This is a genomic window from Colwellia aquaemaris, from assembly GCF_057548755.1.
The window spans coordinates 140,878-161,869 of the sequence record NZ_BAAJLV010000006.1 but is presented as its reverse complement, the minus strand read 5'-3'; the positions used below and the strand labels follow the sequence as shown (position 1 = coordinate 161,869).

Here is a 20,992-nt window from a genome sequence, read left to right as displayed (position 1 = left end):
CGTTTTATATCTTCTTAGTGCAGCTCTTAATCTTCTAAATTAAACTCAAATTCAATTTCCAAGAATTTTTCACCACCTGCTGCTTCAGGGTAACGCCATTGGCTTAAGGCCTTTTTGGCTGAAAGTTCAAGTGCACGGTCGCTGTGTTTATTCAACCCACTTACATCAATCACCTTACCTGAATAGGAAATACGATATTGTAGTTTTACCTTGCCAGACTTACGTGAATAAAGAGCTGATTTTGGATATTCCGGCATCACTCGATGAATTGGTTCCATACTAGTTGTAGGTTGGTTAAATGCTGGCACGTTAACACCATCAGCCGTTGGCTTATTCAGCGCCAGTTCTGGTTTGGCAATGTCAGGCGTTGCGGTTGGTATGTCACTAGTTGATTTAGGTGCATTACTTATCGGTTTTGGCGGTAACGGCGGCGTAGCTGGTAGCGGTGGTAAAGTTATCTCTTCAGGTTTTACTTCAGTAATTTCAACCACACGCACTGAGTGTTGTTTGTATTGTTGCTTTGCACCATGCACAGCCGGTTCAGCAAAGTAGGTAATAATTGCCATAACGCCAAATGAAGCTACGCCCCCAGTTAGCAATAGCGCTAACATATGCCAAGGTGAACGGCTTGATTTTGTTGGCGTAACCGCCTTTTCTAAATCAACCACAGGTACTTCAATTTGCTGTTTGCGTTGTTGATAAAGCTTTGCGAGTTCTTTATCAAATTTATCTACGCTCATGATGGTGTTCCTAATAAATGGCTTAAGTTATTACGGGCGTAACGTAGTCGGCTTTTGACGGTTTCAAAACTGTCGTTAGTTAATTGCGCAATCTCATTTACTGAAAAGCCTTCCTGCTGAAAAATAAACGCTTCACGTTGTAAAAATGGTAGCTGAGCAAGTGCAGCATTAAACTGGCTTAGTCTATCAGCGGCTTGCAGAGATTTTTCTAAATTTACCGTTAGCATTTTATTTTCATCCAACAATTGCGTTTGCCATTTTTGTTGGCGTCTAAACTCATCAATTAAGGTATTGCGGGCAATGGTAAATAGCCAGCTTTTAACATTGGCTTGCTGCTGGCTAACACTATTGGTTTTCATAACTTTTAACCAAGTTGTTTGTACCACGTCTTCTGCCATCTCTTTATTCGATTGGCTCAATAAATAGTGATAAAGCGACAAACTAAATTGCTCAACCAGCAAAGACAAGTATTTGTTTTTGCCAGTTGATATATAGTTTGTCAGCAACTTTTCTGGGCTAGTTTTGGGGTTATACCAGCCTTTGATCATTGACGGTAACTGCAAATTTTCTTCCTAACTGCACTGACATTTAAATTATATTGAGTTTTGTTGATTCATGTTGAAATCAAGTTGTACGGTTAACCCTTGTTGTACCATGGCTTTACCATCTTCTGATTTCGCACGATACTTCCATTTTCTTAATGCTTGTCTCGCGGCTTTATTAAATACACGCTTGGGCTCTGCGTCAATCACTTCTATGTTAGTTACACCACCAATTTCATTGATATCAAAGCGAAGTTTTACCCAACCTTCAATACCATCACGCGCTGCCGCAGCAGGATACTTAGGGTTAATGCGCACAACAGGCCTAGCGTCACTATCTCGACTGCCACCACCCATAGTTAAGCTTGGCCCCGTACTAGCAACTTTTATTATTGGATTGCCATAATCAAAATCACCATCAACACTGGTTTCTGTCGAGGGCACAAGTGTTCTCGGCATGGGCTCTGGCGCTGGAGGCGGTGTTAGCTTAATAGGCGACTTTATTTCAGGCGGACGCTCTTCAGGAAGTTGAGCAACATCAACTATAACGTCAGGTAACACTTCTGCCGGAGCTACTTGATCGCTATTTACTAAAAATGCCATAAAAGCAAATAAGCCAAAGGTAGTTGCACCGGCAAGAGAGAATATCATTATTATCTTTTTCATCGTCGTTCCTCAATGTTCAATTGTTTTGATTTAAAGAGGTGTGATCACACGCTAAGTCAGTGGCCAATTCCTAACTTTCGATACCAATTCAATTAAGTTATTGCCCATTTGTGCAGGTTAAAACACACCAAAGCTTCGTTGCTCTCAATCCCAATAGCTTGCTATTGCTCAATCAAGCGCCTTGCCTTGAATTATTTTTCCTATGCACAACAAGTCCACAAACTTAATAGAACTGGTATTAGTAAAACGATGGGGAATTAAAAAAGGGGTTAAATTAATTTTATTTTTTTATATGAAATTCAAATATGTAGTGAAGACCTTTATTGCCAATGGCTTACTTACTTTTTATCACGAGAATTATCCTACTAAGTATGTCACCTAAAATAAAATATCCAAGGAATTGTCCAACGATAAAGATGACCATTTTCGGCCAGAATGCCGTTTCCTCACTAAAAAAACTTAAGGCAAAACGCGCTGGTGCAGTAACAATTTGATATCCGGGGAATGTGAAATCTATAAAGTTATAGTTAACAATAAATGCGATAAGGCCAATAACTACACCGATTATGGCGCTAAACATCGGCAGTTTGAGTATTGACATTACTCTATTCTCTACTTTGAAAATACATTAAAGGCTACTTTTAGAATATCTGTAAATAGTAGCCGTATTAATCATTTAACGATAAGTATTACTTGCTCAATAAGGCATTTATTTTTTCTTGATCTGTATACTTTGCATAGTTAGTTAATGCTTGCATTGTATCTTGGTTCGACATTAGCTCTTGCATAGCAACTCTACCAACAAGTTCAAAAGCTTTATTGATGGCTAAAGGATCACTTTTATTTGCTAACGTTAGTTCATTTGGACAATCAACCGTCAGCATACGTGTAATTAACTTTCCAACAAATTTATCACTGTCATCAATATTTTCAGCGGTCGCCTTAGAATAAATGTTAATTTCTGGGTGAGCCGAAATAGCTAAGAATATCCACTTGGCTAAGTTTTTTCTTTCTTTGCCATTTAAAGTATCAATCATACATGTGCCTAGTCTTTCACTCGGAGTGGCAGCCAACACTGATGTCGTAAATGTTAATACCAAAAAAACTACCATTATTTTCAAAAAATTATTCATTACTCTTCCATTTTATTGTTATGCGACCATTATTAGCCTTTGATTTCCTAACCCAATTTATATCGACATATAAGCTCCGAAATTACAACAACCCAGCCAATACACATAGCTAAAAACACGTTGAATTTTATTGACGCATCCCAATCTTCCCAATACTTGCCTTGTTTAGCAGAATTCCAGTCCCATTGAACAACATATTTAATAACCTGCCCAAGCTTTTCATACTGCTCACCAAAGAACACCTTGGCTAAATATTTGTATACTGGCCAACTCAATAAGGCGACAAAAAATACCGTTAATGGCTCATTCGGAAAAAGTAGCGAATCCATCAGATATATTCCACACTTTCACTTTGTTAATCAATTGTTATAAATATTACTAAAGTTCACTTAACAAGTTAACTTATTTCAAAGCGTGAAATAGCAATAATAAGCAGAGCGGTGTTTCATAAGGTTCAGCCCTACAACAAGACTTTACTTGAATTTAACACTTCAATCGTTACACTGGTTGCCCAACGTATTATCTAGAATGATGTAATGAAAAAATTAATTACCCTTTGCACAATCGCACTCGCTTTTTTAAGCACGACAACTTTTGCTAATACCTTAAAAGTAGCGTCTTGGAATATTGCCTGGCTTGGCTCACATGAATATAACCAGCGTAACGACGCTGACTATCAAGAACTGGCTCGCTACGCTAAGCAATTAGACGCGGATGTTATTGCATTGCAAGAAGTTGAAAGTGCTAAGTGGGCGAAAAAGGTTTTAGGCGACGACTATGAATTCTTTTTTACCACCAAAGATTGGGTACAACGCGTTGGCGTTGCGGTAAGAAAGAGCAGTGGTTATAAAGCCAAAGGAATAGAGTATCTTGAACTTGACCAAGGTCTCGCTCGCCGTGGTATGGATGTTACACTTACCAAAGGTGATAAATCGCTAAGATTACTGGCTGTGCATATGAAATCAGGTTGTTTCGATAAAGCCTTAGATCAAGCCAGCATTGCTAAAATGCCAAATACCAACGAAAAAGAAGAATACGCGAAAACGGCTTGTGCAGAATTAGCAAAACAAGCAATACCATTAGAAGCTTGGGTTGATGCCCGCGCTAAAGAAGGTGTCCCATTTATTTTACTAGGTGACTTTAACCGTCGTTTTGTGCGCGATATTTCGTTAAATCACAGTGAAATACAAGGTTTATGGCAAGCCATCGATGATGACGGTGCGGAATCTCTTTGGGCGCCTACTATTAACGCTGAATCAAAATGTTGGGGTGGCTACTATAAAGACTATATCGACCATATCGTTTTCGACCCAAAAGCAAAAGCTCGCTACGTCGAAAATTCGTTTGACCAAGTAGTATTTGAGCCAAAATATACTCGCGAGATAAGTCAAAAATTAAGTGATCACTGCCCTATTTCAGTAGAGCTAGCACTGTAGTTTTAACGTCATAATTTAAATAAAAAAAGCCATTATTAGGCACTAATAATGGCTTTTTGTTTTTTACAAACAGTAAATTTTAAACTAGTCCCGCCAATAGTTATTAGCGACTGACACGGTTGAAAAATTAGTTACGATAACTCAATGGCGAGTTCGTAGCCTTCTTGTGGTGTTTTCGTTATTAAACTTGTTAACCATTGTTCTGACATGATTCATTCCTCATTTTTATTAAATTACAGTCTAAAAACCTGTAAAGCAGCCACTTAGTACACATTCATTTAATATAAATAAGAAAGAATGAGTGCTAATTATTCACTGCTAGGGTTAACAAGCTGATGACAAATTTCAATCACAGTTTCGGCTTGCTCTTTTGATAGCTTACTCATACAAAAAGCCTGCTCAGTAATTTTTGCACTTTGCTTTGAAAGCTCTCTACCACTTGGTGTTAAGGCAATATTTTTTTGCCGTTCATTACCAACTAACATTTGCCTTTCAATAAGTGTTTTTTGCTCTAAACGTTTCAACAATGGTGTCATTGTTGCCTTACTTAATTTCGTTCTTTTCGCCAATTCACTTATCGAAATATTATCCTTTTCCCACAACGCCATCAGCACGATGAACTGTGTATACGTTAAGCCTAGTGGCTCTAATAACGGTCTATAAATACTGGTTAAATGATTCGACGCTGAATACAACGCAAAGCATAGTTGTTCATTTAATTTAGCAACAGACAAAAAACTCTCCTACTTCAAAATAGATAAATACCCAAACCGCTTGAAAATACAGGATTCAGCAAGCCGAAAAAGGGTTAGCACCAAGGCATTGATTGAAAGGAATGGTTGTTCCATTGTCGAAATCAATAACGCCGGAGATGACCCTTTATCGCCTTGCCCTATGGGAGCTAAGCTAGAAAACCAGTTCAGCGTTGCAGTACTTGGTAAGGGAGTAACCATTACCTGCGTGCTGCGCCTTGCTCTGATTTCCTAGCTTAACTCTGAAACTGCATTTTCAAGTGGCTTGGGTATAAATAAAAACACTGTCAATTTTGCCTGCATATAATTTAATTGACAACTATTTGTTGACTAACAGTTCGTGCACGTACAATAATGTAAAAACCACTATGACTCAAGAGTAACGAAAATGATGAATTCAAAAATGATCACCTTAGTTTTGTTATTGGCAACAGCACCGTCAGCATTTGCCAATAATACTGAAACCGCAACTGATGGCATTAACACCTTTGAAAAGCTTTTTGGCGTCACAGAAGGTAAGCGTCGAAACCATACTAAAGGCTTTTGTTTTTCTGCGACATTGAGTCCAAAAGACAAAAAAATTCAACAATATAGCAACAGTAGTTTATTTATTGAAAACTCTCAGGTCATTGGTAGGCTGTCTCATAAAGGTGGTAAGTATTTAGCGGCTGACAATAAGCCAGGGGAATATGGCATGGGCTTATCTATCACTACCGTCAGCAAAGAAAGCCACCTTATGTCGATGAACACTTTAGATTTTTTTCCTGTTGCGACACCTGAAGCATTCGCTGAATTAATGCTCGCAAAAGTTGCAGGCTCTGCTGCTGTAAAAGATTTTAAGAGTAAAAATAAAGATCTTCAGCGCTTTAAAGCACATCAAGCAACAAAACCCAAAACTCTTAAACCTTATGAAGCAAACACTTTTAACAGTGTTAACAGCTTTTATTTAGTTAATGATAAAGGTGTAAAAACTGCCGTTCGTTGGGCTTTTGTGCCACAACGTCAGCAAGAATTAGTTGTCGCGCCAGCGCAAGATTTTTTCTTTAATAATTTACAAAAAAATCTCACTAAAAATGCTGTGAGCTGGGATATGGTGATTACAATTGCTAATCCAGAAGATGATGTTGATAATGCCACTATCGCTTGGCAAGGTCAGCATCAACAAATTGTCGCAGCCGAGCTCACTATCGATGAAATTCAATCAGAGCAAGAAGGAACATGTGATTTAATAAACTTTGACCCTTTGGTTTTATCTACTGGTTTTGCGCCATCTGCTGACCCGCTTCTACAAGCAAGGCGACATGCCTACGCGGTTGCATTTAGCCGACGCATAGCTGAAAAATAATTAACCCACAGTGAATTATAAAACGCAGCAATAGCTTGAGAACTATCGCTGCTTTCATTTATAACAACTCGTTAGTTTCACCATTACCTTCCAAAACAACGGCCTTTGCCAATAAATCGTTTTCTTTTAAATACTTACCAATCGTTGTAAAAGTCGTAGTTTGTATTCTTCCACTATGGTCTTTAGTGGATACATCATCAACAAATAAGTTACCCAAGAGCAGTTTTACTGGGTTTATTTTTACCCGTTGCGCCTGAAAGTGCTGTGCTGTATTGCTCTTTAACTCAGCAATATCAGTGGTTTGATAAATACCTGCATTAATAATATTTAAAGTATGCTCTGTACAGTTTTGAAAAGTATTATTAAAGGGATTAGCAATTACCGAATAATTTTCATTGTGAATTTTCCGATCTTTACCGCTGGCAATAACCTCAATAATACGTTGCTGTACATTAGCCGTAGGAATAATAATACCGGCTCTAAGTGCATTCACTCCCCAAAAAAATTCAATTGGGTAATCAATCACCAATTCACTTTTATCAAGCTTATCTTCTTTTTGATAAAGGTTGTGTATGGCATATCCATTAACCTTTTCACCCGACTCTAAGCTGATTTGCGAGTAAACCGCTATCGCCGTATGAGTAAACTTAATGCCGTTAGGTAGTTCTTTTTCAGGCCGACCGACACGCGCAATAATAAATGCTCTCGCACCTTCTGCTGCGGCATATTTTTCAACATGCTTAGCAAATTTTTCCACCTGCTTAATAGGCAATGTTATGGCGTTGTCTTGTGCACTGCCAGCATGCGCAGTAGGCCAATGTAAAAGACTTAAATTGAATATAAAAATATAAAGAATACGCATCTTATAATTCCTCTTGTGTGGCAGCCATTATCTGCTTTGGCGACGGTGCCGCGGTAATTGTTTTCTCAGTAATTGTTAATGGCGTATCATTCACGGCTGCCTCCATTAACTTGCTGCCCGTATGCTGAGATACCTGACCAACAGAGCCAGCAACTATAAGCGGTACCGCAACCACAGCACTGCCAACTTTTGCACTAGCAACCACGCCATGTGAAGCAGCAAGTACCGAATGCTTACTCGCCGCACTTGCATTGTCCGACCCGCCATTGGCGAATGACTGCGTACTTGTAACCGCTAATATCATCATTAGAACTTTATTAAATGTTTTCATTTTTGCATCCTATCTATCAATTAAAAGTATCGGTTAAAAACAGTACTAATTATGACCACTGGATTGTATAAATAAACTAAGATGTGTAATGTATTAATTATCAATACCAAAGGTATAGGAATATAATACTTTGAGTCAGTTAGAAGATGTTTGTATTACGTTAAAGGTTTTACTGAAGCAGCAGCAAATTACCTATAAAGCCCTTGCTAAACAATTAGCAATGAGTGAAGCAAACGTAAAACGTATGTTCTCATTAAAACAGTTTACTTTGGCCCGGCTAGAGGAGATTTGTCAGGTATTGACTATCTCACTTTCAGATTTATTTGTTTTAGTTGAGCAACAGAAAAAAAAGCTCAGCCAATTAACCGTAGAACAAGAATTAGAATTAGTCAGTGATGTAAAATTAATACTTGTTGCCGCCTGCGTGCGCGATGGCTGGTCGTTTGATGACATAATAACCCATTACCAAATCGACCAATTTGAATGTATTCAACTTTTAGCTAAGCTAGACCGCTTGAAAATGATCCAACTATTACCGAACAACCAATATAAGGTACTCATAGCGCAAGACTTTCAATGGATCCCGCATGGCCCATTAGAACAATTTATGACTAAAGATGGAATCAGTACATTTCTCGCTACTCCATTTACCGAAGAAAACAGTTTTCGTTTTTATATTCGTGGGACGTATAGCCAAACATCAATCGATATTATCAAACGTAAGCTTAATCAACTTAAAAAAGAAGTTGCGTTACTAAATCAAGAAGATGCAGCATTATCATTAGAAAACCGTCAACATGTTGGGTTACTATTAGCGATGCGGCCTTGGGAATTGCCACATTTTCAAAAACTCAGAAGAGCTAACTAGAACACTGAAAAGTGTTGTGCATTAATAAGGAATTTACATTGTCATATTTAGTTAATACCACCCGTTGGCTTCGATATGCCACCAGCAAAGTGTTTGTTTGCTTAATGTTAAGTACAGTACTATTTTCCTGTAGTGCGCAAAACCACAGAATACCTGAGCCTGAGCACGATTATTGTGCAGCAATTCCTGAGCGAAACAATCAAACTCTGTCAGATTATTTAGCACCTGTGACAGATAAAATGTCTAGCACCACAGGCGTTTATGTATTAGAGCAAGGTATAGAAGCCATGCTTTCTCGCGCTTGGTTAGCTGAACATGCCGAGCATACCATTGATGTACAGTATTTTATTTTTTCAACCGATAACATCGGCTTAATCGCCACCGACTACTTAGTAAAAGCGGCTGAGCGCGGTGTTAAAGTTCGCGTATTAGTTGATGATATTATGGTTGATGCCAGTGGTGACGAATTACTGACTTTGGCAGCACATGAAAATATTGCCATAAAAATTTATAACCCAATGGCCAATATTGGTAAGAATATTTTCGACAAAGTAGTGAACTTAACCACTAATTTTCATCAATTAAATCAACGCATGCACAATAAAACCTTTACCGTTGACGGCAAGGTCTCAATCACTGGCGGTCGTAATGTAGCCGATGAATACTTTGGCTACGATCATCAATTTAATTTTCGCGACCGCGATGTGTTACTTATTGGCGGAATAACCCAACAAGTGCAATCGTCATTCGAGCAATTCTGGCAGAGTGATCTCAGTGTCGAGGTAGAAAAGCTAGTCAAAAATAGCAAGCCCGATAACTATCAACCTGACTTCACACCTTTACATCAATATGCATGTAATCCGGAAAATTTCGTCGCATCTGTTCGAGAAAAAATCAACAATATGCCTATCGCCATTGAAGAAATTCAACAACAGCAACAGCTGCAATGGTTACCAAATGTTGAATATATTTCTGATCAGCCAGGAAAAAACCAAGCAAATAAATTTCTTGCTGGTGGCGGGGTTTCAACCGATAAACTTATAAAGTTGATTAACAGTGCGGAAAAATCAGTGGTAATTCAAACCCCATATTTAATTACCACTAAAAGTACTCGTGAAATTCTGCGTAATTTAGTTGCTAACGGCGTCGATATTAAAATTTTAACTAATAGCCTTGCCTCGAATGATAATTTAGAAGCCTTTAGTGGTTATCAACGTGATCGGAACGCGCTATTAAAAACTGGCGTGAAAATTTTTGAATTTAAACCTAATGCAGAAATCAGACAAAAAATAATGTCAGAAGTTATGCATAAACAACTGGCTCAGCCGCCTATTTTTGGCTTGCACGCAAAATCTATCGTGATTGACGACCACACAGCCGTTATTGGTACTTATAATTTTGATCCACGCAGTGCCAATTTGAATACCGAAAATCTGGTGGTGATCCCATCAGAGAAAATTGCACAAGAAGTTAAGCAAGGAATGTTAGAAGAAATGCAACCGGAAAACGCTTGGGCAATATCGACTAAATGGAATCCCGATAGCGAAGAGCCATTAATGAAACGTTTAAAAGTAAAGTTGCGTCGAATTGTTCCGAAAAGCATTCTTTAACTCGGTAAAGTATAGGAAATTGTCATGAACAAGAGCACAATAGAAATAAATGAATATGTTATTTTATTGCATGGATTAGCTCGTTCAGCACACTCCATGGACAAAATGGCAGCTCGCCTAAAGGAACACGGTTACCAAGTTTTAAATATTGATTACCCTTCTCGGTCTTACCCGATAGAAGAACTTGCTGAGCAAACTATTTCTGATGCATTAAAACAATGCCAAGACTTGCCCGTTAACTTTGTTACCCATTCTATGGGCGGCATTTTAGTACGACAGTTTCTCAGTAAGCATAACATTAAAAACCTGAATAAAGTCGTGATGTTAGGGCCACCTAATCAAGGCACCGAAATTGTTGATAAGCTTAGTCATTTACCGGGTTTTAGTTTTGTAAATGGCGAAGCTGGCGCACAGTTAGGTACCGGAGCACTAAGCTTACCAAATCAACTTGGTAAGGCTAATTTTGATGTTGGAATTATCGCAGGCACGCAAAGTATTAATTTAATATTATCATCACTTATACCCAATACTGACGATGGCAAAGTATCAGTAGAGCGTACTAAAGTTGAAGGCATGAATGATCACATAGAAATGCCAACCACCCATGTTTTTATGATGCGAAATGACGCAGTGATCAAACAAGTTATTTGCTATTTACAACAAGGGAAATTTCAACATAACAACACTTAATCTGGATATTTCAAAACAGCTTAATAAGCTAATTCAAGACTAAAGTAGGATTGCCAAGCCCTACATAGCTGACTAACGTTGTGGTTCGACACGGATATTCGTTCTAACAAACAAGTGGTGTTAGCATATGTTAAATTCCAAGCAAAGGTTGCTGCTTTCTGTCTGCACTTTGGCGGCGTCAACCTCAATTGTATTAATCTTAGTTGAGTCTCTTACGACGAAATTGGTATGGCACGTGCTGGGCACATTTTTGAGTACCGGCTTATTATGTTTTCTTATTATTAAAAACATCATTACAAAAAGTGAACAGCAGCAACAAGCTCTAGTATCCAACTCACTACATTTCACCACAGCCGAGCCATTTGAAGTATCTTTACGCCAATACAGCCAACGTCAAGCAAACATTGGAAAAAGTATCGACAACAAAACCAGTGAACTTGCAATTAATGCCGCAGAAGTTAGCTTTTTTTTAGATAAGCTAAGTCATGCGATTGAGCTTTCAGGCAGCGACGTAGACAGATTAGCAAGCGCCGCCGAACAAATGTCGAGTAGTATCAAAGTTATGTCTGATAATGCTGAAATCGCCTCATTGCAATCAAACAGAGCGATGACGGCAACGGCTGACGGCTCACAGCATTTAACTAAAAATGTAACTGTGATTAATCAACTAAATAGCGATGTGGTAAGCGCCGCAGAAAAAATCACACGACTTTCTAAAAAAGCCGCTGAAATTCAAAATATCACCAATGTAATTGACGGCATATCAGGACAGACTAATTTACTGGCGCTCAATGCCGCTATTGAAGCCGCTCGCGCCGGCGAACAAGGCCGTGGTTTTGCGGTCGTTGCTGACGAAGTCAGAGCATTAGCCTCAAAAACAGCAGAAGCAACTGAGCAAATAGGCAAAATGCTTAATCAGATTAATGAAGAGTCGCAAGCAACCACCAATGTTATGGAGCATGTTGTTGAACAAAGCCGACGCATTGTTGAAAGTATGGGCATCTTATCTATATCATTAAGCGATATTAAACAACAAATGACCGACTCTGCAGATGCTAGTGGCCATATTAATAGCGCACTACAAGAACAAACCAGCACCAGTGCTGAAATATCTTCCGCAATTGCAAACTTGCATGAATTTTTAGTCGCCAAAAGCAAAGAAACACATTTAGTGTCAGAGAAAGCCACTGGACTTTGCCAAAACACAGAATCAATATTTATCGAGTTATCTGCTTTTAAAACCGGTTCATTAGTGGAGCGAATATCCTGCCTTGCCATTGATTCAGCCAATAAGGTTGCCGCACTATTTAGCGAAAAAATAGCCTCAAATGAGATTAGCCAACAAGCATTATTTGATATTCACTACACAAAAATCGCCGATACAAGTCCACAAAAATATCACTCAAAATTTGACGCATTTACCGACAAACACTTGCCTAGATTACAAGAGCCAGTGCTACAAAATAATAGCGAGGTTATTTACGCTGGTGCTGTTGATATTAACGGTTATTTTCCTACCCACAACTTATGTTTCTCAAAGCCTTTAACGGGCGATAAAGCAAAAGATGCTATTGATAACCGTACAAAGCGCATATTTAACGATGCAACCGGTATTCGCTATGGCCAACATACCAATAAATTTCTATTGCAAACCTATAAGCGTGATACGGGTGAAATCATGCATGATGTATCTGCACCTATTATTGTTAATGGCAAGCATTGGGGCGGTTTTAGAATTGGCTTTAATGCACAACAATCACCTTAAAGCTTTTATGAAGTTATTGTGATTTATTAAAATTAGCTATGCCAAATAGCAAAAAATTTAGTATGGTGTTATCGAGCTTAAGTCGTATTTAATGAATCTAGGTAGGGAATCGAGATGAAATTAATTAAACAGTTAACGCTAACCACTCTTGCTTTATCAAGCTTAGTATCAGGCTTTACAACGGCAAACGAAATGGAAATCACTGCCAACAATCAAAAAATAACGCAAAACAATAAATTTCATATTTACTCTGGCAATGTCAGAATCGCTTTTAATAATGCTAACCTCACCACCAAATCTAGTCATGCTACCTTTGAAAATGGTAAAACCGTGATGGAAGGTGATGTAGAAATTATTCTCGACAACGCCATTGCTAAAACGCAACGAGTAACTTTTACACCATCAGACCATGGCTTTGTTGCTGAAATGGACAAGGTGACTTTCACTTATAAATAAGTATTTATGATAAGTATTGGGTATCGATAATCAGCTATTACCTGATTATCGATACCTGAATTTAGTGCTTAACGATTTTCAAAAATGATGGTGACATGATAACCACTTTTACCTTGGCTAACGGTAAACGGCCAATTAAATTGCGTGGTGAGTTTTTCAACAAGCTGCATACCTAAACCAAACCCTAATTCATCTTCGCTCGCATCGAGTGCTGTCGAGTCATGCTCAACATTGTTAATGATCACCTCATTACCGCGTTGTAGAATATCAACATGGCCACTTTGCGTGTGCTGAAATGCATTTCTAACAAGGTTATTCAGCACTATTATGGTAGGTACTGTTGCAATAGCTACCTGACTTTGGTCAGTGCAAATATTCACTTCCACAGCCTTTCCTGCCAATAAATATCGCAACTCAGCTTGGCAATTTTGCATTAACTCTCCCAAACTCAGCGTCTCAATCGGCATATCAATATCACCGTCACGGCTCAGCCAAAGCAAGGTTTCTGTCATTGACTTCATGGTGAGGCTGGCACGCTGAATACGATCACGAATATCACGCTCTTTTGCGGCAGGGTTCGGGTTCACTTTTTCCAATAAGGCTGCATTACTTCTTAATACCGCAATTGGCGTTCTTAGCTCATGGCTGGCATAACTTAAAAACGCTTGCTCACGTTGAACCGACTCCGCCACAGACGCTAAATTACCGTGAATCAGGTTCGCTAATTCATTCAGCTCTTTAAATCTGAAGTCAGGTTTAGCTTTATCTAGATCCGTTAACGTTAGTTGCTTACTCCATGCTTGCAACGACTCCATCGGCACCGCTATTTTTTTAAAGACAAATAATAGCGCCAAAATAAATAAAACAATCCCTGCTAGCCCCATGAGTACCACAACCACCATAGGATCGACTAAAAAGTTAGGCGCATGCTTGTCGGTCGCTAATTCTTCCCTTATATGCTCGTTATATTTTGAAACGAATATTTGCTGATTATTGCGCTCTGTCACGAGTAAAGAATATGCTCGACCCGGTGGTGCAATATAAATCCAATCTTCAAAAATTGAATGATGAACATTGTGCTCACTAGGAATAACAGGAAAGCGATCTCTGACAGGCTTAGGTACTTTTTGCCAATTGGAGGTAACATGAAAGTCGAGTATGGTTTGCTCTTCAAGATCACCTTGCGGATAAACCTGTCCAATATCTCGCATAGCGGCGCCAATAGATAAATCAAAAGCACTAAGAAACAATCGACCACTTTGATAGGATAAAATGGCAGAAATCAGCAATACCAAGCTGGTTAATAATGTAAATATATAGGTTCGAATACTCATGTTATCGATTTAGTTCCTAAACTGCTTTTTCCCGTAAGACAAAACCAAAACCGGTTTCCGTTTCAATCGCCAATTTAGCCTCAACTTTCTCAAGTTGCTTTCTAAGGTGATGAATATGCACCTTTAAGCTGTTGCTATCAGGCTGTTCATCACCCCACACAGCTTGCATGAGTACCGCACGAGACACAGGTTTTCCCGCTTCACGCATCAGTTTTTCAAGTAACTTAAACGTGATCGGCGTTAGCTTAATGTTGTCCCCTGCATAAGTGGCGCTGCGTGCTTTTAACTCTAGTGTTAGCTCATCAACATTTAAGGTACTTGCTTGACCGCTGCGGCGTTTAGATAAGGCAATGACACGTATTAAAAGTTCCTCAATTTCAAAAGGTTTTACTAAGTAATCATCGGTACCCGCATCAAAACCCGCGACTTTATCACCGAGTGAGTCACGAGCAGTAAGCATTAAAATTGGCGTATCATCACTATTTTCTCGAACTTTTTGGCAAACCGATAAGCCATCAAGTTTTGGTAAATTCAAATCCAGTAAAATAACTTGATAATCATTGGCTTCGATTAGCGATAAACCTTGAATACCATTCGCTGCATGGTCGCAGCGAATACCTTCAATTTCTAAGTAATCAACAACCGTAGCCGCCAAATCGATATCATCTTCTACTAGTAAAACACTAATGCTCATGCACCAATTCCTCTCGACGTTTAGCAGTGAATTTCTGCTTTAAGCGGTCGATTAAGTTTATTGCATCTTGATGCATCATCAGTAATGACGGCACCAATAACAAAGTAATTAAAGTTGCAAATAAAATACCATAGCCTAATGACGCTGCTGCTGGAATAATAAACTGAGCCTGCGTTGATGTTTCACTTAATAACGGCATTAAACCCGCATATGTGGTGATTGAGGTTAGCAATACGGCGCGTAAACGTCCGGTACAAGCTTCAATAATAGCTTCTGACACTTTCGCTTTTTGCTGCTTCAACGCATTAAAGCGAGACACAAGTAGTAAGCTGTCGTTTACCACCACACCACTTAAGGCAACAATACCATTAAAAGATAAAACACTCAGTACCATATCATTTAACCAGTGACCTAAAATTGCCCCCACTAAGCCAAATGGGATTGCCATCATAATGATCACGGGTTGCACGTATGAACGCAATGGAATGGCTAATAAAATATAAATTGCTGCCATGGCCATAATGAATAAGCGTGTCATTGAATCTGTGGTTTCTGCTTGCTCTTCCGCTTCACCGGCAAAATGAATGGCCAAATCTGGGTACTTATTTTCTAAACGAGGAATAAGCTCTTTTTCTAGCTCAATCACTAATTCATTAGAAGAAATAACATCTTTATCAACTTGCGCACTAACATATACCGCCGGCAAGCCAGAAATACGGGTAATATCATTTTGTTGGTATTCAGAGGTTACCTTTGCGACTAAAGCCAATGGCACCACTTGGCCATCAGTTAATCTAACGTTGGCTTTCATGACATCATCAACGGTTTGACGTTGTTCTTCAGGGTAACGAATTCTGACCTTTACTTCGTCTTTACCACGTTGGTAACTTTGCACTATTTCACCACCAAATGCTTGTAGTACCTGACGAGATAAAGCTTGTGTGGTCAGCCCTAAAGCTAAGCCTTGCTCGTTTAATTCAAAACGTAATTGTGCTTGGCCTGAATCAAAATTATCATCAATACCACTAACACCCGCCACTTGCGATATCGCCGATTTTATTTCCTGCCCTGCAACGCGGATGGTCTCGGTATTCCACGCTTTCAGTTCAACTTTAAAGTTATCACCACCACCAAAGCCTGAGCGAATATCTAACTTTCTCACCCCTTCTGGCATTTTTACCTGCGCTTTCCAAATACGCGCAAATTCATTTAAGCCATAAGGAGCGCCCTCATCAAGCTCAACAACAATTGAGCCCGCTAAATCACTTTCACCAATCACTTCAATGGTATCAATGCCTGTACCTTGCTGGTTATATTTCGCCATCAACTTTTGGTCAGTGCTTTGCGCAGCAAGCTCAAGTGTATTCAGGTTTTTATTAGTTTGACCAAAACTTGCATCATTTTGCATCGATATACTGGCTTCAATAACACTACCAGGAATATCTGGGAAGAATGCCACCCGCACACCACCGTTAGTTGGCATACCTATCACTAAAATGAAAATAGCAATAAAACCACATAGCACGCCATAACGATAATTCACCGCCCATTTAATTGCTGGTTGGTAAACTTTATCGCTAAACCACTGTAAACCATTGTCAGCAGCATCTTGAATACGTGGCCAAATACTTTTCCAACCCGCTGTGCCTGTTTTCCTATGAGTATCTAAATGTGCCAAATGTGACGGTAGAATTAACTTTGATTCCACCACTGAAAGTAATAAACAAATAGTCACAATAACGGCGAATTGTGAGTAAACTTGCCCCATACCGCCTTCAACATTGGCCAAAGCAATAAAGGTCGCCACAGTAGTTAACACACCAAATATGGTAGGTACGGCAACTTTTTGAGCACCAACAACGGTACTTTTAATCGAGTCGCCCTGCGCTTTTCGCGTTGCGTAAATACTTTCGCCGACCACCACGGCATCATCAACGACAATACCGAGCGCGAGAATAAAACCAAACGTGGTCATTTCATTAATGGTCATACCGGTAAAGCTGTCGGTCATAAAGAATAGCGTACCGCAGAAAATAAAAGGTAAGCCTGCCGTTACCCAAAACGCGACACGTAAGTTTAGAAATATGGCTAAAACGATAAAAACCAGCGCGATGCCCGACAAAGCATTTTTAACTAATAGCGCTAAACGATCGCGAATTAAAGTGCCGCCATCATTCCATGTTTCCATGACAACATTTTGTGGTAACAAAGCGCTTTCTTGCCATTTGCTGACAATATTATTAGCCTGCTCAACAATCTTTAATACATCACCGTTGTCATCAACATTAATTTCCACGCCAATGCCGGGCTGTCCGTTATAACGACCAATAACAAAAACATCATCAGCAAAATCATCGTTAATTTTCGCGACATCACCTAGGCGTATTTGGCTACCATCAGCTAAAGTAACTAACGGAATATTGGCGAATTCTTTTTGTTGATAAGCTTGTTCAGCCACCTTTAAACGCACAACTTTGTCGGCATTACGTAAACTGGTGGAAATAGCCGTAGCTGACTCACTATTAACCACATCAGCAACATCTGAAAATGATAAGTTGTAAGCCTGTAGCTTTTGTTCATCCAGCTCTATCGACATCATCGGCTCAGCTTTGCCTTTTATCGACACATTTGAGATTGATGATAGCGCGAGTAAATCAACTTTTAAGCGCTCAGCAATGGCTTGCAATGCCGTGCGATCACTATCGCCAAAAATTTTAATTGAATAAGCATGATTCAATTGCGTCATTTTCTCAATGCTTGGCTTTTCCGCCGCGGCAGGGAAATTATAAATAGCATCTACTTTTGCTTTCACATCACGCAATAAAATATCAAGATCATAGCTAGAAGTTGCTTCAACCGTAACATTACTGCCATTGGCATTTGAGGTTGAAGTAACCCGTTTAATGCCTTGTACTGTTGCCAGTGCTTCCTCGATTTTTATCGCAATGCCTTCCTCAGAAAGCTTGGCATCGCCGCTATCATAAGTCATCGAAATGCGAATAGAGTCAGTCGCCCACGGCGGAAATGCCTCTTTGCGCAATTGATTAAACGACATTAAACCCAGAAAAATAATTGATAGCATCAGCAAGTTTGCGGCAACTGAATTGCCAGCAAACCAAGCGATAATACCGCGTTGGTGGTGTGCAGGTGTCATTACAGTAACTCCTCTACTTTCACTTCAACTTTCATATTTTTTAAGTAGCTAGCGAGCGGGCGATTAACAATATTGACAGTTTTACCTGTAACATTTTTATCAATTGGCTGAACATAAACGGCGTTGTTTTGTGAGAACATCACATTTATCGATAAATAGTCGAGTAAACCGTCATCTTTTACTTGCCACACTTTATTGCTATCAACGAGTGCCGATGCCGGTAATTGCCACAACTGCTCAATTTGGTCACCATGAATATTGGCTTTAACAAATGAGCCTGGAAATAACGGCTGTGCTAAAGCAATTGGTTGTTTAACAACGGCAACCAATGAACGTTGACGACTTTGCGAATCAATATGCTGTTCAACTCGGTCCACTACTGCTGGCCATTGCTGCTGCGTTGACTCATCCGTTAGTTGAACTTCTATACCGGCAAATTGTTGCGAGTCATTTATCGTCTTCGGCAATAATTGCCATTGTTGTGCAGATAACGGTAAAGCCACTTCAAATAATGAAATGTCATATAAATCAGCTAAAGTAGTGCCCGTTTGCACATTACTGCCCGCTTGTACTTGTTTTGAAACCACTAAGGCATCAAATGGTGCACGCAATTTGGTTTGTGCTAAATCATATTGCGCTTTTTCTACTTCTTTTAGCGACACTGCGTATTTTGCCTTTGCTGCCGCTAATTGTGGTTTACGCAACACTAAATCTGAGGCTTGTTCGCCTGCTAAACCTGATTGTTGCCATTCTTCTTCCGCTTGGCGACTATTAAGTTGTTCTTGTGCTAAGGCTAGTTCGGCATCCGCTAAGTTCGCTTGCGCGTTCGCCAATGCTTGTTGATAAACTATCGGTTCAATTTCCGCCAACAATTCACCTTTTTTAAAGGTGTTACCCGTTAGAAATTTATCTGACAAATAGGTAATTTGGCCGCTAACTTGTGATGTTAGTGCGAGTTGATTTCGCGATTTAACTTCACCATAGGCGGTCACTTCAGCACGTTGACTAATAGCAGCAACTGCCGTTACCGACACCACTGGATATTGTGGTGCTACTTTTGGCGGCGGTGTTTTTTGCTGATTGGCAGACAAGGCACCATTGATAGTAATGGCAAGAAAAATACTGCTTAATCCTGCCACAGTAGCGATTGTTTTCTTATTGATAATTGGCATACCTATACTCCTAAGCCTAACGCAAGCCCTAAGGTAATGCGGTTGTTTAATAACTCGTAAGTTAATTGCGTAACTTGTGCTTGTAATGAAAATGTTTGTTGTTGAATTTGTAGCAGGTCGATTAACGACACTGTGCCTTGGCGATAGCGTGAGGTATACGTTTGCTCGCTACGCTTAGCGCTCGCTAGCGCTGATTCAGTCAGCACTAAGCGTTGGCTAATAGCTTGTTCTTGAGCAACGGCGTTATCGACTTCATTAACGGCTGAGAGTAACTTTTCTTGGAAATTCCAATAGCTTTTTTCAGCGGAAAACTTGGCGATTTCTACTTCACTGGTCAACTTGCCAGCATTAAAAATTGGCGCTGATAATTGCCCGAGCAATTGCCAAGCATGACTGCCAAAAAGTGCGTCATGTAAGTTAGCGTCACTATTAGTAATAGAAGCTGTTAACGACAAACTCGGTAGTAAGGCTTTGTACGCCACTTTATGTTGATACTGGCTGGCTATTATATTTTGATATGCCTGTTGTAAATCAGGACGTCGGCCTAAGTTTTGCTCTGCAACCTTATCAAGTGGCATCATCACTTCAGGATAAACTTTACGATAACTGAGTGAATTTTCAGTCACGCCGGTTAATAGCACGATATTTCTTAACGCTTGTTGATATTGCGCCTGATAATCAACCAGTGTTGCTTGGCTACTTTGTGTTGACGATTTAGCGGTATCGAGCTCGTTTAACTCAATTAATCCTTTACGATAGCGCTCAATGACCACTTGTTCATTGGTTTGATAAGCCTTAACACGCGCCGACTCGATGGCGATTAACTGGCTAGTTTGCACTAAGCCTAAATAGGCTTGCATAACATTAGCGGCTAATAAGTCTTTCGCGCCTTGATAGGCATAAGCACTGGCAGCAACGTTTGCTTGCTCAGCACTGCTAGCGTTGGCAAGTTGCTGCCAAATATCAAGGGTCCAAGCAACGTCAACACTGGCGCTGTAGTTTGTCGTACTCGCCTCCGTTTTATTGGTATTTAAACCTGCTGAAATATTTGGCCATTGCGACGACGAAGTAACCGTTAATTGCTGCTCTGCTGTTTTTAAGGTCAGCAAGGTTTGCTGTAAGCTCGGGTTATTTGCCATGGCACTAGCAATTAAGGCATTCGCTTCATCAATAGCAAGTAACTCAGATAAGGCAATAGCTTGTGGCTCGTTGCTAACGTCAATACTGGTTTGCGCTAAATCTCTTAGTTGATTGCTTGCTTGTTGATCAAAAGTTACATCTTCAAATGTTGAACATGCACTAATAAAACAAAAGCTTAGCGAGATAATAAATACTGGTGAAAACTTCACAATTCGCCCCATAATTAAAAATATGACAAAAGTGTAGCGAGTGAGGCGTTAAAACGAGGTTAAAAAGAGGGGTAAGAACAGAGTTAAAATTTA

22 protein-coding genes are annotated in these 20,992 nt (G+C 39.6%); 7 read left to right on the top strand and 15 right to left on the bottom strand.

Annotated features, from left to right (window positions below; all coding sequences use genetic code 11):
• Positions 1–26: 26 nt before the first annotated feature.
• From AC27HL_RS16165 to AC27HL_RS16140, 6 genes are all read right to left on the bottom strand, one after another.
• Positions 27–740 carry a TonB family protein gene (locus tag AC27HL_RS16165; RefSeq protein WP_487082082.1) on the bottom strand — a complete coding sequence of 238 codons (714 nt, stop codon included), beginning with the start codon at positions 738–740 and terminating at the stop codon, positions 27–29.
• Entirely contained in the window at positions 737–1,303 is a 567-nt protein-coding gene (locus AC27HL_RS16160) for a sigma-70 family RNA polymerase sigma factor (protein ID WP_487082081.1), read from the bottom strand. Before AC27HL_RS16160 ends, AC27HL_RS16165 begins: the two co-directional genes overlap by 4 nt.
• Positions 1,304–1,333: 30 nt before the next feature.
• On the bottom strand, positions 1,334–1,948 hold the full coding sequence (locus tag AC27HL_RS16155) for a TonB family protein (RefSeq protein ID WP_487082080.1): 615 nt from the start codon (positions 1,946–1,948) through the stop codon (positions 1,334–1,336).
• Positions 1,949–2,282: 334 nt separating this feature from the next.
• Complete coding sequence (locus AC27HL_RS16150; RefSeq protein WP_487082079.1) at positions 2,283–2,549, bottom strand: hypothetical protein; 267 nt, start codon at positions 2,547–2,549, stop codon at positions 2,283–2,285.
• Positions 2,550–2,637: 88 nt separating this feature from the next.
• Complete coding sequence (locus tag AC27HL_RS16145; RefSeq protein WP_487082078.1) at positions 2,638–3,081, bottom strand: hypothetical protein; 444 nt, start codon at positions 3,079–3,081, stop codon at positions 2,638–2,640.
• 47 nt (positions 3,082–3,128) lie between these two features.
• Positions 3,129–3,410, bottom strand: coding sequence for a hypothetical protein (locus AC27HL_RS16140; RefSeq protein ID WP_487082077.1), 282 nt, complete (start codon positions 3,408–3,410; stop codon positions 3,129–3,131).
• A 207-nt stretch (positions 3,411–3,617) separates the two neighbouring features.
• On the opposite strand from AC27HL_RS16140, the gene AC27HL_RS16135 reads away from it, so the two are divergent.
• On the top strand, positions 3,618–4,517 hold the full coding sequence (locus tag AC27HL_RS16135; RefSeq protein ID WP_487082076.1) for an endonuclease/exonuclease/phosphatase family protein: 900 nt from the start codon (positions 3,618–3,620) through the stop codon (positions 4,515–4,517).
• 131 nt (positions 4,518–4,648) lie between these two features.
• Here the strand turns inward: AC27HL_RS16135 and AC27HL_RS16130 are convergent, their stop codons facing one another.
• Both AC27HL_RS16130 and AC27HL_RS16125 read right to left on the bottom strand, forming a co-directional pair.
• Entirely contained in the window at positions 4,649–4,726 is a 78-nt protein-coding gene (locus AC27HL_RS16130; RefSeq protein WP_487082115.1) for a hexameric tyrosine-coordinated heme protein, read from the bottom strand.
• Positions 4,727–4,825: 99 nt separating this feature from the next.
• Positions 4,826–5,251 (bottom strand): MarR family winged helix-turn-helix transcriptional regulator, encoded by a 426-nt coding sequence (locus tag AC27HL_RS16125; protein ID WP_487082075.1) that lies wholly within the window; start codon positions 5,249–5,251, stop codon positions 4,826–4,828.
• Between the two features lie 406 nt (positions 5,252–5,657).
• Here AC27HL_RS16125 and AC27HL_RS16120 point away from each other — a divergent pair, with 406 nt between their 5' ends.
• Complete coding sequence (locus AC27HL_RS16120; RefSeq protein ID WP_487082074.1) at positions 5,658–6,614, top strand: catalase; 957 nt, start codon at positions 5,658–5,660, stop codon at positions 6,612–6,614.
• A 58-nt stretch (positions 6,615–6,672) separates the two neighbouring features.
• Here the strand turns inward: AC27HL_RS16120 and AC27HL_RS16115 are convergent, their stop codons facing one another.
• Both AC27HL_RS16115 and AC27HL_RS16110 read right to left on the bottom strand, forming a co-directional pair.
• A complete protein-coding gene (locus AC27HL_RS16115; RefSeq protein WP_487082073.1) occupies positions 6,673–7,476 on the bottom strand; it encodes a DUF2145 domain-containing protein in 804 nt (267 codons plus the stop codon).
• A 1-nt stretch (position 7,477) separates the two neighbouring features.
• Positions 7,478–7,807, bottom strand: a complete 330-nt coding sequence (locus AC27HL_RS16110; RefSeq protein ID WP_487082072.1) for a hypothetical protein — start codon at positions 7,805–7,807, stop codon at positions 7,478–7,480.
• Between the two features lie 130 nt (positions 7,808–7,937).
• On the opposite strand from AC27HL_RS16110, the gene AC27HL_RS16105 reads away from it, so the two are divergent.
• From AC27HL_RS16105 to AC27HL_RS16085, 5 genes are all read left to right on the top strand, one after another.
• On the top strand, positions 7,938–8,675 hold the full coding sequence (locus tag AC27HL_RS16105) for a helix-turn-helix domain-containing protein (protein WP_487082071.1): 738 nt from the start codon (positions 7,938–7,940) through the stop codon (positions 8,673–8,675).
• A 38-nt stretch (positions 8,676–8,713) separates the two neighbouring features.
• Positions 8,714–10,285, top strand: coding sequence for a phospholipase D-like domain-containing protein (locus AC27HL_RS16100; RefSeq protein ID WP_487082070.1), 1,572 nt, complete (start codon positions 8,714–8,716; stop codon positions 10,283–10,285).
• A gap of 24 nt (positions 10,286–10,309) precedes the next feature.
• Complete coding sequence (locus AC27HL_RS16095; RefSeq protein WP_487082069.1) at positions 10,310–10,975, top strand: esterase/lipase family protein; 666 nt, start codon at positions 10,310–10,312, stop codon at positions 10,973–10,975.
• Between the two features lie 127 nt (positions 10,976–11,102).
• Positions 11,103–12,740: a methyl-accepting chemotaxis protein gene (locus AC27HL_RS16090; protein WP_487082068.1), complete on the top strand. Its 1,638-nt coding sequence runs from the start codon at positions 11,103–11,105 to the stop codon at positions 12,738–12,740.
• 114 nt (positions 12,741–12,854) lie between these two features.
• Positions 12,855–13,196: a hypothetical protein gene (locus tag AC27HL_RS16085; protein WP_487082067.1), complete on the top strand. Its 342-nt coding sequence runs from the start codon at positions 12,855–12,857 to the stop codon at positions 13,194–13,196.
• A 68-nt stretch (positions 13,197–13,264) separates the two neighbouring features.
• Here the strand turns inward: AC27HL_RS16085 and AC27HL_RS16080 are convergent, their stop codons facing one another.
• Genes AC27HL_RS16080 through AC27HL_RS16060 form a run of 5 tightly spaced genes read right to left on the bottom strand, consistent with a single transcriptional unit; the run spans position 13,265 to position 20,899 of the window.
• The gene (locus tag AC27HL_RS16080; RefSeq protein WP_487082066.1) at positions 13,265–14,530 is read right to left on the bottom strand and encodes a sensor histidine kinase; all 1,266 of its coding nucleotides are present in this window, start codon (positions 14,528–14,530) and stop codon (positions 13,265–13,267) included.
• A 16-nt stretch (positions 14,531–14,546) separates the two neighbouring features.
• Entirely contained in the window at positions 14,547–15,224 is a 678-nt protein-coding gene (locus AC27HL_RS16075; protein WP_487082065.1) for a response regulator transcription factor, read from the bottom strand.
• Positions 15,214–18,378, bottom strand: coding sequence for an efflux RND transporter permease subunit (locus AC27HL_RS16070; RefSeq protein ID WP_487082064.1), 3,165 nt, complete (start codon positions 18,376–18,378; stop codon positions 15,214–15,216). Before AC27HL_RS16070 ends, AC27HL_RS16075 begins: the two co-directional genes overlap by 11 nt.
• Positions 18,378–19,550, bottom strand: coding sequence for an efflux RND transporter periplasmic adaptor subunit (locus AC27HL_RS16065; protein ID WP_487082063.1), 1,173 nt, complete (start codon positions 19,548–19,550; stop codon positions 18,378–18,380). The genes AC27HL_RS16070 and AC27HL_RS16065 overlap by 1 nt, the downstream gene beginning before the upstream one ends.
• A 2-nt stretch (positions 19,551–19,552) precedes the next feature.
• Positions 19,553–20,899, bottom strand: a complete 1,347-nt coding sequence (locus AC27HL_RS16060) for a TolC family protein (RefSeq protein ID WP_487082062.1) — start codon at positions 20,897–20,899, stop codon at positions 19,553–19,555.
• Positions 20,900–20,992 lie beyond the last annotated feature (93 nt).